At 47.1% G+C, this 13,962-nt stretch carries 13 protein-coding genes and 1 tRNA gene; all 14 read left to right on the top strand.

What is annotated here, in order from left to right; genetic code table 11:
* Nucleotides 1–1,173 (top strand): acetoin utilization protein AcuC (locus COY37_RS00735; RefSeq protein WP_286975523.1); only part of this gene is annotated, 1,173 nt, incomplete at its 5' end.
* A 69-nt stretch (nt 1,174–1,242) separates the two neighbouring features.
* A complete protein-coding gene (locus COY37_RS00730) occupies nt 1,243–1,707 on the top strand; it encodes a 6-pyruvoyl trahydropterin synthase family protein (protein WP_286677812.1) in 465 nt (154 codons plus the stop codon).
* Nucleotides 1,708–1,827: 120 nt separating this feature from the next.
* Nucleotides 1,828–2,241 carry a class II glutamine amidotransferase gene (locus COY37_RS00725; RefSeq protein ID WP_286975519.1) on the top strand — a complete coding sequence of 138 codons (414 nt, stop codon included), beginning with the start codon at nt 1,828–1,830 and terminating at the stop codon, nt 2,239–2,241.
* Between the two features lie 41 nt (nt 2,242–2,282).
* Nucleotides 2,283–2,564, top strand: coding sequence for a class II glutamine amidotransferase (locus COY37_RS00720; protein WP_286975516.1), 282 nt, complete (start codon nt 2,283–2,285; stop codon nt 2,562–2,564).
* Between the two features lie 144 nt (nt 2,565–2,708).
* The gene (rmuC, locus tag COY37_RS00715; protein ID WP_286677810.1) at nt 2,709–3,719 is read left to right on the top strand and encodes a DNA recombination protein RmuC; all 1,011 of its coding nucleotides are present in this window, start codon (nt 2,709–2,711) and stop codon (nt 3,717–3,719) included.
* On the top strand, nt 3,685–3,975 hold the full coding sequence (locus COY37_RS00710; RefSeq protein WP_286677809.1) for a DUF2795 domain-containing protein: 291 nt from the start codon (nt 3,685–3,687) through the stop codon (nt 3,973–3,975). Before rmuC ends, COY37_RS00710 begins: the two co-directional genes overlap by 35 nt.
* A 445-nt stretch (nt 3,976–4,420) precedes the next feature.
* Nucleotides 4,421–4,786: an STAS domain-containing protein gene (locus tag COY37_RS00705; protein WP_286677808.1), complete on the top strand. Its 366-nt coding sequence runs from the start codon at nt 4,421–4,423 to the stop codon at nt 4,784–4,786.
* On the top strand, nt 4,779–5,225 hold the full coding sequence (locus COY37_RS00700) for an ATP-binding protein (protein WP_286677814.1): 447 nt from the start codon (nt 4,779–4,781) through the stop codon (nt 5,223–5,225). Before COY37_RS00705 ends, COY37_RS00700 begins: the two co-directional genes overlap by 8 nt.
* Before the next feature lie 311 nt (nt 5,226–5,536).
* Nucleotides 5,537–5,609, top strand: a tRNA-Ile gene (locus tag COY37_RS00695).
* Between the two features lie 435 nt (nt 5,610–6,044).
* Nucleotides 6,045–6,656: a DUF1819 family protein gene (locus tag COY37_RS00690; RefSeq protein WP_286677973.1), complete on the top strand. Its 612-nt coding sequence runs from the start codon at nt 6,045–6,047 to the stop codon at nt 6,654–6,656.
* A gap of 27 nt (nt 6,657–6,683) precedes the next feature.
* Complete coding sequence (locus COY37_RS00685; RefSeq protein ID WP_286975511.1) at nt 6,684–7,268, top strand: DUF1788 domain-containing protein; 585 nt, start codon at nt 6,684–6,686, stop codon at nt 7,266–7,268.
* 14 nt (nt 7,269–7,282) lie between these two features.
* The gene (brxC, locus tag COY37_RS00680) at nt 7,283–10,768 is read left to right on the top strand and encodes a BREX system P-loop protein BrxC (protein ID WP_286677975.1); all 3,486 of its coding nucleotides are present in this window, start codon (nt 7,283–7,285) and stop codon (nt 10,766–10,768) included.
* A gap of 15 nt (nt 10,769–10,783) precedes the next feature.
* Nucleotides 10,784–12,451, top strand: a complete 1,668-nt coding sequence (locus tag COY37_RS00675; RefSeq protein WP_286677976.1) for an ATP-binding protein — start codon at nt 10,784–10,786, stop codon at nt 12,449–12,451.
* Between the two features lie 100 nt (nt 12,452–12,551).
* The coding region (gene pglX, locus COY37_RS00670) for a BREX-1 system adenine-specific DNA-methyltransferase PglX (protein WP_286975506.1) at nt 12,552–13,962 on the top strand (1,411 nt) is incomplete at its 3' end.

The following is a 13,962-nucleotide window of genomic DNA, read 5'->3' as shown; positions in this document are numbered from 1 at the left end:
AGCGAGACTATTACCTACTTTGTCTACAATGAAGAGTTTCAGGAATATAATTTTTCGCCAACGCATCCTCTGCAACCCATAAGGTTAGAGCTGACATACGAGTTGTTGAAGGATTACGGCGTTTTTGACAAAAAACGCGTAGAGGTTGTTCCGGGCCGCATGGCAACGGACGAGGAACTCATGCTGGTTCATGCCTGGGAGTATATAAATGCCGTAAAAAAGATAAGCGAGACCGGTGGCGAGCCCATAAAGGGATATGAATTCGGGATCGGACCTGGGGATAACCCGGCATTTAAAGGCATGCATGAGGCTTCAAGCCTTATCGCGGGGAGTTCAATCCGTGCCGCCGAGCTGGTCATGGAAGGAACGACCTGTAATGCAATTAACATATCCGGCGGTCTGCATCACGCGTTGAGGGATAGGGCTTCGGGTTTTTGCGTCTACAACGATGCGGCATGTGCGATTGCTTACGCAGCCAAGGAATACGGCGTCAAAGTCGCCTATATCGATATCGACGCCCACCACGGTGATGGCGTGCAATGGGCGTTTTATGATCGTTCGGACGTTCTCACAATATCGCTGCATGAGAGCGGGCGATACCTTTTCCCGGGGACCGGATTTGTCGACGAGATCGGCAGAGGCGAGGGTGAAGGCTTTTCAGTTAACGTGCCGCTTGAGCCGGATGTCAACGACGACCTCTATCTTAAGGCGTTCACCGAAATCGTGCCACCGATAATCAAAGCATTTAAGCCGGACTTGATCGTATCCCAGAACGGCTGTGATACCCATTATACGGACCCGTTGGCGCAGTTAAGCCTGACCACAAATGCATACGAGTTCCTCTATGCGGCCATCGACGAGCTGGCGCACGAGGTGTGCGGCGGGAGACTGGTTGCCCTTGGCGGCGGAGGGTATCAGATTTATCAGGTTGTTCCAAGAGCGTGGGCCCTGTTGACAGCCGGCCTTGCAAAAGTGACCTTGGATGATTACACGCCGAGTACATGGCAGGATGTTTGTACCACCAAAGCCCAAACCCATTGCCCGGTAAGGCTTAGGGACAAGGCGGTTATTGCGACGATGTCTACTGCCGGATCGCTCGAGCAGGCGACGGCCGCCACCATTTTAAGCGTGAAACAAAAGCTCTTTCCGTATTACGGGCTCACCGTTGAGTAGGTTTTATGGCTGTTGACAAATCCTCCCGCGCGCAATACTCTTTTTATCATGGGGAAATACTCTATTCATGTGGAAAAGGATTATCTGAAATTCAGTGCGGCGCACTTTCTTGTTTTTGGGGAAAAGTGCGAGCGGCTGCACGGACACAACTATGCCGTTTCAGTCGATCTGGAAGGTGACCTTGATGGGATCGGCTATATCTTTGATTTTATAGTATTGAAGGAATTCGCCGAGCACCATTGCAACGCGCTTGACCATAAAACGCTGATTCCCTCAAAGAATCAGCATATAAAGATAAACGATAACGATGGTAATACCGAGGTCCTGTTTAGGGATAAAAAGTTTGTGTTTCCTGAGTCGGATGTCTTGATTCTCCCGATTCCAAACTGTACGGCTGAGCTTCTCGCACACTACCTGTGCCAGAAGCTAAAGGATGACCTTGAGAATATGAAGGCCGTAAATATCGGCCTGATCAGGGTTGGTGTCGAGGAGTCGCCGGGACAGACCGCTTACTACACCGAAGAGATCGGCTAGATCGTTTAGCGACAGATCCGCAAGACTGCGCCGTAAGACCCAGTTTATGGTTACCCCACGTGAACACGTTATGATCTGGAAAATCAAGGGTAAAAAGAGGCTGTTAGGAGGTGCATTTAGATGTGTAGGCTTTTTGGAGCAATATCGGATTCTCCTGTCGATATAAAGAATCCGGTACTAGAGGGCGTAAAACCATTTATAGAATTATCATATAAGCATCACGATGGTTGGGGCATCGGATCTATCGATTGCCTGCCGGGCGGAAGAAATATACGCATCGTGAAGGCACCTCACCCTGCCTACAGGGACGCGCTTTTCTCGGAGACGGTCGAGCAGTTGCGGTCGCCATTGGTTATCGTCCACTTGAGGGACGCAAAGTATGGAGATATATCGATTCAGAACACGCATCCGTTCTACTCGAAGGGTTGGATCTTTGCGCATAACGGGGCGATGGAGAGATATAAAGAGATTGAAGCAGAACTCCCCGGCGTCAAGTTCAAGGGTGAGACCGACAGCGAGAGATACTTCCCCTGATACTTAAGCATATACGAAAAACGGGTGATGAAGCCCGGGGTATGTGTTCGGCGGCCGGGTGGCTCGAGGAAAATGGGTTTGAGGGCGGTAAGAACTTCTTGATGTCGAGCGGTAGGCGTCTCTACGCATACCGCAATGGGCGTGGGCTGTTCTATGTGGTGCGAAAAAACCCGCTCACCGATATGAAAACCGTCCTTGTTGCCTCGGAGGTTCTGACCGACGAGGAGTGGCGGGATGTTCCCGAAGACCATCTGCTGGTAATCGACGACAACCAGCAGATCGTGACGATATCGGTTGCCGGCAAAGTTACCACTTGTTGTTAAAAAGCAAGCTTGGACTCGCTCTTTTTAACCAGGCGCTATCTGTTCCTAGCATTAAGACCAATCGCTTTAATATCTGGTATAGTTAAAACGATTGGTTGTTGTTTTTATCCATAGTTTCTTTGAAGCAAAAGTTATGGAGCGGATATGGATGCAACTGTAGCAGTATTGCTGGTGCTTATCGCTGTCCTTGTGGTTGCCATCGTCGTTATTTCCTCTCGCAGATCCGGTGGGGATGCGGCGGTGCTGCGCGACACGCTGGAGCGGCAGAATCTGCTCATCCAGGACATGAAATCGCGGCTGGAATTCGGTGGGCACGGCCAGGATATCCTGCGCGAGGAGCTTCTAAAAACACAGCGCGCGATCGAGTACCTAAAGGTCGATTACGAAGCGCGCAAGCACCTTGAGGACGAGAGCAGGCAAGCTGTAAAACGCCTGGAGAGCGTAATCGTCGGCAGTTACTCCAAAGGCCAAGCCGGCGAAAACATCCTCAACGAGATATTTAAGCTATTCCCCCACGAGATGATCGCGTACAATTTTAGCGTGAACGGCAAGGTGGTTGAATTTGGCCTTCGGCTCTCCGATAAAAAAGTCCTCCCCATCGACTCGAAATGGCCCGCCACCAGCCTTCTTATTGCCCTGGAGGAGGAAAAGGACGAGAAGGTGAAGACCGGGATCGCGGATCAGATAGAAAAAGAGGTCGGACGGCGTATTAAAGAGGTTTGCCAGTACATCGACCCCGATGTCACCGCGCCTTGGGCGATAGCCGCCGTTCCCGATTCGGTTTTCTCGGTGTGCAAAAAGGCATATCTCGATGCCTACAAGCGCCATGTAATCCTTATGTCATACAGCATGACCATACCGTACGTCCTCACGTTTTATAGCCTGCACTTGCAGTATTCCCGGTCGGTTGATATGGAGAACCTGCAGAACCACCTTTTAACGGTTGCCAGGCAGTTGGATGAGATGGAGCAGATCCTTGAGAATAAAATCGCCCGCGGGATGACGATGATAAGCAACGCTTACGGTGAGTACAAGCAGTTAATCTCGCGCGTCAGGGCATCGGTTGCGTACTTGCAGGCCTCGGAATCCGCCGATGACGCTGGTAACGAGTTGCCCACCGATGATTCGCTTCGCCACATCGGTCGTGATTTTTAGGCGCGGGTTTAGTCCCGATCCGCGCAGGGTATCCAGAAGTAAATATTACTACCGGGAGGTTGTTCCTGTGGTTTCAGCGGCAAAAATTACGCACTTCTTAGAGGGCATGAGTTTTCCGGCAAACAAGCAGCAGATCATCGATTATGCCGGAGATAATAACGCTCCCCAGGATGTTTTGGATATGCTTCACAATATGCCCGAAGGGACATATTATAGCTTGGCCGGTATCTGGGAGGCCGTAGGTAAAGCCGCATAGGTTTGTTATGCGTGCGTTTTCTTACCAGCTTCAGCGCTTTTAAGCTTTATATCTTCTTCTGCATGCCTGTCTTCAAGCGCCGATATACCTCGATCTTTTGGACGAAACTCCGGCATATTTTTGCCACCGTTTTTTTGCTATACTTAGATACTAATATTATAAGCTAAGGCTCTATGCGCCTGGTTGCGACAAGACATGGCATGCTTAATTTGCAGGCAATTTGGGAACATAATGCTGCATAATCCAGTTGCTTGCGGTTTTAGGACGACCGGTGACCATGGACAATCACGTTTTTATTGGTCTTTTAATTGGTAAGAAAGAGTATTATCCTTAAGGATGTTTCAGGTGACTAAACGCGATTTAGTGGATGAGACTGGAGCGCGTACTCGTGATCGGCTGGATCGCAATACTATGGCGCGGTAACACTGAGGAAGGGGAGGCTAACTTGGAAGTACAGGTATTACCTGGCCGAATTCCAATTATAGATGTTGACGGTGAAATCGACCACTATGTTGTCCCTGAGCTTGAGAGCAAAATAATGGCGTTTATAAATGAAGGCCATGCATCCGTTATTCTGGATTTTTCTGATGTCAGTTATATAGATAGTGCCGGTATTGCGCTGATTATTTTGAGTATCCAAAGAAGCGGTCCGCTAGGTGGAAAGGTCGGCCTGGTTGTGACCAACGAGAACGTCATAAAAATACTCGAGATAGTTGGAATTACTAAGCTCGCGGAGGCGTTTTCGCTGTATTCCTCTGTTGATGAGGCACTGGCAAGTATGACAGGAGAGCGTCCAAGTGGGAATGAATAACCATCATGTAAAGAGAAGGCTGGATATCAAGAGCCACAGGAAGAATTTGTCCCTGATCCGGCAAGAAGTCGAAGAGGTTGCCGAAGAATGCGGCTTTGGCGAGACCGATATCTATCAGATGAAGGTAGCGGTCAGCGAGGCAGCGGCGAATGCAATCGAGCATGGGTCGCCCCATGGAGAAGAGAATTTTATCCACCTGGTTATCGAATGTGACCCGGACAAAATACTGATCGAGGTTGCCGATGAGGGTGTCTTCAAAGCGAGACTACCCGTCACTAACGGTCGTCCGAGTCATCGGGGCAGGGGGATATTTCTCATGACCGCACTAATGGACGAAGTAAGTATCACAGAACACCAGGAAGGCACCGTCGTGCGCCTGGTAAAACTCAAAGAATCAGCCAAAGACCAGGAGCAACGACAACAGGTTCCTATGGTCTAGACCACCGTACTCCTTGCATTTCTCCGACAGCTTTAATCCGCATTAGTTGTGTCAATGTTTACCACGATGAAATTATTTTAACTAATCGTTACAGTAGATAGACCGTAGACCGCGAATCATGCTGGAGTTACGCTAACCCGGCTTGTGACTTGCACGCTTGGGGCAGCAGGCTTTCCGCACTTGATTTTCCCCGTCATACTTGCTAAAGTTTAGATGCTGAATTTCGGAGAGATATTGATTTTTGAAGATAACTTAAAGGAGTTCGGTGAAGCTCTCAGCTTGATGCAAAGCTGAGATTTTTAATTAAAGACGGGCCCTTAGCTCAGCTGGTAGAGCAGGGGACTCATAATCCCTTGGTCGTAGGTTCGAATCCTACAGGGCCCACTACGTAATCAGGCAATTTAGAGAAACCACTAGAGGATATCTGGTGGTTTTTTGCATTTTGCTAACATATTGCTAACAGGTGCCATAGGTGTTAGGGAAATTACTTAGTGATGCCTGACAGGGCTCTCTCAATTCGCATCGCTATATAATAAATTAAATGCGAAATAGGGCAGAGGGTCTGGTTTTTTGGGCCCTCTTTTTTATTCTTTTGAGCGAAACGAGCCTTTCAGTATTATTAGTGAAGCGGATTCCGATGAGTTTGAATCGTAATTCAAGGCAACGCATCGGTATGCGCTGCGTTTTGCGCAGAATCAACAGCATTTCCATATGTATACGACCGTAGAGTAGTGTATTATATAGGAAACCGCACCAAACCGTAGTGAATTACCAGTTTTTGTTTATTGAATTTAAATATTTAAGAAGGTTCTGTGCTTAATGAAACCGGAAAAATATCGCATGTCGTTTACAACGGGTGGGTTATTCCGCCAGGAGTCACTTAGAATCGCTGAGCTATATGCTAATACAAACGATTGGAATGAAGTCTACAAAACAGTCCTTGAAAATAATGTGCTACAAGCTAGGACTACTAGCACTACGAAACGAAACTATAGAGAAATCAGCATTCGGCTTCAAACACTCACGAAAAACGAACTCGATCTTCTTATAGATGGGACAGCTCAAGAACAAGGCTATCTACTGTGGCTAGCTGTTTGTCGTCGGTACAAATTTATTCGTGAGTTTGCAGTCGAGGTCATTAGGGAGCGGTTTCTAACTCTAAGGTATGACCTTAACAACGAGGACTTTGATGCATTTTTCAATAAGAAAGCGGAGTGGCATGAAGAAGTTGACAAAATCACAGCCCTAAGTAGGCAAAAAATGCGGCAAGTTTTGTTTAAAATACTTCGAGAGGCAGATTTGCTAACCTCAGGTAAGACAATAAACGCAGTAATACTCACACCACGCTTCATAAGAACCATTAGTCAAACCACACCTGAAGATCTTCTGATATATCCGACGATGGAATCAGAGCTTAAAGGAGTGGTTTAGATAGGAAAAGATATGAGCACTCGGCCAATGCAAGAGCGATTTGAGCACCTTCAAAACGTGATTAGTAGCCAGCGCTTTTTAAAAAAGCAGGGGTTGGGCAATGAGGTGCCCTTCTTTATTTGTCCGTTTGATCCCAAAGAGGCTGTTGAAATGGAAAAGACCGAGAAGCGACTAACCAATAAATTAAAACAATCAGGTATCCAGGTACTCAGCATAAATCTTTATGATCTTTCGATAACGCTTTTAAAAGAACGAGGTATCTTTGAGCGAATACTGGAAACAGAAGAGACAAGAACCAAAGATGAATTAAAAGAACTATTGCAGAGCGTTCTCGACCCTGAGGCTCATCTGATACCGGCCATTGCCGGAATGATTAGGGAATCTGACTATGATGTTATGTTTATATCAGGTGTCGGCGAAGTCTTTCCGTATATTCGATCTCATAATGTCCTAAATAATTTGCAGAGTACGGCTAAGGAAAAACCAACAGTCATGTTTTTCCCCGGCGACTATACCCACTCGCTAGAATCCGGAGCTTCGCTTGATTTATTCGGCAAGCTCCAGGATGACAAGTATTATCGGGCTTTCAACATCTATCATTACGAAGTATAGAAGAGGGGCGCTCAATGAAGTTACGGACGATATTTGAAAAGCCGGTTGATCGCAATATTGAAGGCGTTATAAAAGCGGATGATGCAGCGAGTCTTCAACTGGAGCTTGAGGAGTACGTGCTCACTAATGAACTGGAGAAACGTCTCGATGCGTTTCTTGATGCCTACAATGAACTTAAAGGGATAAACGGTGTATGGATCTCCGGTTTCTTTGGCTCAGGTAAATCGCATTTGCTCAAAATGCTGGCCATATTGATTGAGAATCGTCCAATTGATGGCATACTGGCTCTCGACCTGTTTCTACCTAAGTGCATCGATAATACAATCCTTCAGGCTGAACTTAAAAGAGCTGTAGCCATTCCATCACAAAGCATTCTTTTTAATATTGATCAAAAAGCGGATGTCATCAGCAAAACTCAGACAGATGCACTGCTTGCGGTTTTCGTAAAAGTATTCGATGAAATGCGTGGCTACTATGGTAAGCAGGGGCACATTGCCCGATTCGAGCGCGATCTCGATAGCCGAGGCCTTTACGATGAGTTTAAGACCGCATATAAAGATATTTCGGGCACAGACTGGCATAAGGGTCGCGAGCAGGCGCTTCTCGAATCCGAAAATGTAGCGCGAGCATATGCTAAAGTAACCGGCAGTCCACAGGAAATTGCTCTCGGAATTCTGGATAAATACCGGAGTGAATATCGCGTATCTATCGAGGATTTCGCTGAACAGGTTAAGGTATATATAGATCAAAAAGGGCCTGAATTCCGTCTAAACTTCTTTGTCGATGAGGTTGGGCAATACATAGCAGGTAATGTAAAGCTGATGCTAAACCTGCAGACGATTGCCGAAAGTCTGGCAACTAAATGCCAAGGGCGTGCCTGGGTCGTCGTCACTGCCCAGGAAGATATGGATACCGTTATCGGCGAGATGGGAAAACAGCAGGGCAATGATTTCTACAAGATTCAGGATCGTTTTCGAATTCGCATGAAGCTTACTAGCATAAATGCTGCGGAAGTAATCCAGAAGCGTCTCTTACTGAAGAACGATGAAAGTATCGCCGTACTCTCGCATATCCATAATGAGCAGGTTAACAATTTTAAAACGCTGTTCGATTTTGCCGATGGATCGCAGACCTATCGCAACTTTAAAGATCGCGAACATTTTATTAGTAGCTATCCGTTTATCCCATACCAGTACGTACTCTTTCAGTCCGCAATACAGAATCTGTCGCAACATAATGCGTTTGAGGGAAAGCATAGCTCCGTCGGTGAGCGTTCGATGCTCGGTGTTTTTCAACAGGTCGCTGTTCATATTGGAGATCATGATATTGGCCAGCTCGCCCCATTTGATCTGATGTTTGAAGGTATTCGCACCGCGCTGAAAGCAAACATTCAGAGTTCCATACTGAAGGCAGAGCAGCAGCTCGATAATAAGTTTGCTGTTCGCCTTCTAAAAGCATTGTTTCTTGTTAAATATGTTAGAGAATTTAAAGCCACTGTTCGCAATCTGTGTGTGTTGATGCTGGACAAGTTTAACCAGGACATGCCGGAGTTACGCAAACAGGTTGAGGAAGCGCTTAACCTTTTGGAACAGCAAACCTATATACAACGCAATGTAGACCAATATGAATATTTGACTGATGAGGAAAAGGATGTCGAGGAGGAAATCAAATCTACGGATATAGAAACATCCGATGTTACGGATGAACTGGAAAGCATAGTTTTTGATTATATCATAAAAAGCAACAAAATTCGTTTTATCGATAACGGTCAAGACTATCCGTATTCGCGAAAGCTCGACGATCGGATTCACGGGCGTGAACGTGAGCTGACAATACATATCATTAGCCCATTTTATGAGCATGCCGGTAATGAGGAAATGCTTCGTATGCAAAACATGGGACGCGACGAACTAATGATTGTCATGCCGCTCGATGCCCGGCTTGTAAGCGACATCCAAATGTACAAAAAGACAGCTAAATATACGCGTCAGCATACGTCAATAACCCAGCAAGATACCGTGAAAATGATTTTGCACAACAAAAGCGCGCTAAACGACGAACGGCGCGCCGAAATTCAGCAACGCACCCAAAGTCTTATCGGGCAAGCGAAACTGTTTATAGCAGGTAGCGAGGTTGAGATCGGCAGCCAAGACGCGCAGACAAGAATCATCCAAGGGTTTCACGAGCTGATTCAGCGGACGTATCCAAATCTGAAAATGCTACGAGGTATTACCTACACCGAGAATGATATCGCTACATGCCTAAAACATTCCGAAGAAGGCTTATTCGGGACCGATACAGCAACGCTTTCTGAGGCCGAACAAGATATGTCGGGATTTATTCAAGGCAACTATAGGAACGGTTTAAAAACAACGCTAAAAACTCTGGTTGAAAGATTTGAACGTAAGCCTTACGGCTGGTATTATGCGGCAATACTTTGCATACTTGCAAAACTCTGCGCCAGGGGCAAAATCGAGGTGAGTGTTGATAGTAATATTCTTGAAGGTGCCGACCTGGAGCGCGCTTTGCGCAATACAGCCGGTTCCGGCAATGTTATTTTAACACCGCAAACAGAATTTTCTGCATCACAGGTTCGCCGACTTAAGGAATTCTATGCCGATTTCTTTGACGGTCCATCCCAGGAAAGCGAAGCGAAAGCACTGGGCAAAGAGACGGGGGCGTCATTCCAAGAACTGCTGCACGAGCTAGATCTATTAACCGCCCAGGCAGGCCGATATCCATTTTTAACCGCCCTAAATCCTGTTATTGACCGAATAAAAGAATGTATCGGAAAGTCATACACCTGGTATCTGGATGACCTCATGAAGCAAGAAGACGACTTGCTGAACATGAAGGAGCAGACCATCAATCCGATTCGCGCATTTATGAGCGGCCCCCAAAAAGGCATCTACGAATCAGCGCGAATATGCATTGAGGAACAGAAACCGAACCTCTCCTATGTCGGAGGAGCTGAAGCGGTGCAGATTCAAGCTATTCTTTCTGATCCACTCTGCTTTAAGGGCAACCAAATGCAGCAGCTAAAGGCGCTGGTGGATGCGCTACAGGCTAGAACGAGCAGCCAGCTTAGCGCTGAAGTAGCTGTAGCTAAACTATCTCTGACCGATTTGAAAACCAAATTAGAGACTATGGATGAGTTTGCGTCGCTGTCACCTGATCAACAAATCCAGCTTACTGAGCCTTTTAAAGATGCTTCAGACAGAATTGAACAAAATACGCTCATCGCGGTTATTCGAGATACGGTTCGATCGTTTGAGGAAGATGAGTACCCGAGACTATTGGAACAGCTCGGCAAATATGCAGCAGATGCTCAGCAACCGGGAAATGCTAAACCTCCTATTGAATACATCGCCTATAAATCCATTAAGGTTCCGTTCGGCAAAGCATGGCTGGCGGATGAATCAGATGTGGATGACTACCTGAAATCTCTGCGAGACGCACTGTTAAAAGAGATCAAAGCCGGTAAGCGGATACAGATTTAGGGGTTGTTGACAAATATGGATAAAGAATCGTTAAAGCAACTGATAGCGCAAGGCGAATCGCTTACAATGGAATTTAAGAGCGACACGAAGCGATTATCCGATCGCGAGCTTATCGTTGCCGTTGTCGCACTCGCCAATACTGAGGGCGGCTATCTTTTGCTGGGCGTTGAAGATGATGGAACAATAACAGGCTTACATCCGGAGCATCAAGATGCGGTAGGCTTAACAGCTTTGGTTGCCAACAAAACCAACCCATCGCTTGCGGTCACCGCCGAAAATATTAGTTCGGACAATGGATTAGTGGCATCTATACACGTTCCTAAATCAAAGGCAATTGTATCGACCTCCGAGGGTTTGCTGCAGCGAAGAAGACTGATGGCTAACGGAAAACCTGAGGCGATTCCATTTTATCCTCATGAGTTTATGCAACGGCAATCTACACTTGGTCTTGCCGATCCCTCCGCAATAGTGCTTACATCAATAAACGCCGAGGAGCTCAACCCGCTTGAGCGCGAGCGCATGCGGCAAGCAATCCGTCGTTACGGCGGGGACGCAACATTGCTGGCATTATCAGATGAAGAGCTGGATGGTGCGCTGGGATTAACAACACAGGTTGAAGGCATACGCCACCCAACGTTAGCCGGCCTTCTATTTCTTGGACGTGAGGAAATGCTTCGGTTAAGCGTTCCGTCTCATGAAGTTGCGTTTCAGGTCTTAGAAGGTACGGATGTTCGCGTAAACGAATTCTTCCGTAAACCGTTGTTGCAGACGTTTGAAGAAATCGAACAACTTTTTAAGGCTCGCGTAGTTGAGCAAGAGCTTGAAGTCGGTCTATTCAGAGTTCCGGTTCCTAACTTTGATCGCCGCGCGTTTCGCGAAGCATTCGTAAATGCTCTAGTGCATCGCGACTACTCCCGCCTTGGCGCTATTCATGTTCGCATAGAAAACGATGGGATGACTATCTCTAATCCGGGCGGTTTTGTAGAAGGTGTAACGATAGATAATTTGCTCGTTACCGAGCCGCGACCGCGTAATCCTCTGCTGGCCGACATTACCAAGAGAATAGGATTATCCGAGCGCACGGGGCGAGGTATTGACCGGATATTTGAAGGATTGCTCCGTTACGGACGTCCTGCGCCAGATTATGGGCGTTCCGATTCTACCTCTGTTGTTCTGCGGGTAAGCAATACCGAAGCGGATATGGAGTTTCTCAAGCTGGTTCTTAACCAGGAAGCGCGCACCCAAAGGGCCATGCCGCTCGATAGTCTTATTATCATGTCTCGACTTCGCGAGGAGCGACGGCTGACAACAACCGATCTTGTGCCTTCTACTCAGAAATCCGAGCAAGAAACACGCTCGGCGCTCGAAGGTTTAATGGAGGCGGGGTTGGTTGAGGCGCATGGAACCGGGCGAGGGCGAACGTATACGCTGAGCGCCAAGATGTATAGCAAAGCTGGCCAAAAGGCAGCCTATGTCAGGCAAGCGGGTTTCGATCCGATTCAGCAGGAACAGATGGTCTTGAACTATATTGATAAACACGGGTCTATTAAACGGGCAGAAGTTATGGAGTTATGCCGAATAACCCATAACCAGGCGTATAAACTTCTTAGTAAACTTAAAAAGCGCGATCATATCAGACTAATAGGTGAGCGAAAGAGTGCTATTTACAAGCGTAAACGTTAATTTATGCGCCCGCCGCGTATTTATGCGCCTGACGCATAAAAGGCGCATAAAAGTGTATAGCCGTGTTTAGAATCGTGTATAGGATGAACTGGATTAACGTATGGAGACAGCTAAACTAAAAAAATTTGCTCAATATGCCAGGCGTTACCTAATCGATCAGGTGACGGTTAAAATGGAATTTGTTCTTGCTTCTGAAAGCACAGCTAGGCGCGAGTGTTCGCGTGCTGTCCGTGATTTAGAGGAGCAGCTTCGCAAAACATCAAACGAACAGGTTGTTGAAAAGGTTGCTTACACCTGGTTTAACCGGTTTTGCGCGTTGCGCTTTATGGATGTAAATCGCTACACCCGCATCGGTATTGTATCACCGGCTGAAGGGCAGTTCCAGCCAGAGATACTTGCTGAGGCTAAGATGGGGCACATTGATGAAGAGATAGTGCCGGATAAAATCAGACAACAAGTGTTCGCGTTACTTAACGGCATGACCCCTAGCCGTGACCCTCAGCAAGAAGCATACCGCTTGCTTATTGTTGCCGCTTGTAATTATTACCACACAACGATGAAGTTTCTATTTGAGAAGATAGATGATTATACCGAGCTATTAATGCCCGATGACCTTCTTTCGGGTACATCAATTTTAACCTACACCCGCGAGGCTATGACCCCGGATGCGTGTGAAGATGTTGAAGTTATCGGCTGGCTCTACCAGTTTTATATCTCCGAAAAGAAAGACGAGGTCTTTGAGGGCTTAAAGAAGAACAAGAAGATCACACCGGAAAATATTCCTGCCGCCACACAGCTGTTCACACCGCATTGGATTGTGCGCTACCTGGTGGAAAACTCTCTTGGTAGATTGTGGATGCTCAATCGCCCGGGCTCTCGCTTGATAGAGCAGATGGACTACTATATCAAGCCAGAGCAGCCGGAAACCGACTTCTTAAAGGTTACTTCACCGGAGGAAATCAAAATCTGCGACCCGGCTTGCGGTAGCGGGCATATGCTGGTCTATGCCTTCGACCTGCTCCATGCCATCTACGAAGAGGAAGGCTACGAGCCTTCCGAGATTCCAGAAAAGATTCTTACCAACAATCTTTACGGTATTGAGATAGACGAGCGTGCCGGGGTGCTGGCTGCATTTGCACTCACCATGAAAGCTCGGAGTAAAAACCGCCAGTTTTTCCGAAAGGGAATTCAGCCAAATATCTGTGTGTTGGATAACATCCATTTTGAAGCAGATGAGCTTAAGGCCTATATGGATGAGGTCGGCCATGATCTCTTTACAACCAATCTATACACGACTCTTCGCCAGTTTGAAGAAGCGGATAATTTTGGCTCGCTTATTCGCCCTACTGTGACCGATGCGGCGGATACCATACAGATGCTGGATGTGAAGAAAGTGGCCGGCAATCTGTTCTTATCGAAGACGAATGACAAGGTGCTGCAAGTATTGAAACAGGCGGACTATCTCAGCCCGAAATACCATGTAGTTGTCGCTAATCCGCCATATATGGGCG

Source organism: Candidatus Aquicultor secundus (assembly GCF_002791875.1).
Classification (GTDB): Bacteria; Actinomycetota; Aquicultoria; order Aquicultorales; family Aquicultoraceae; genus Aquicultor_A; species Aquicultor_A secundus.
Note: the sequence above shows the minus strand (reverse complement) of the source record. Positions and strands in the feature narration are given on the sequence as shown.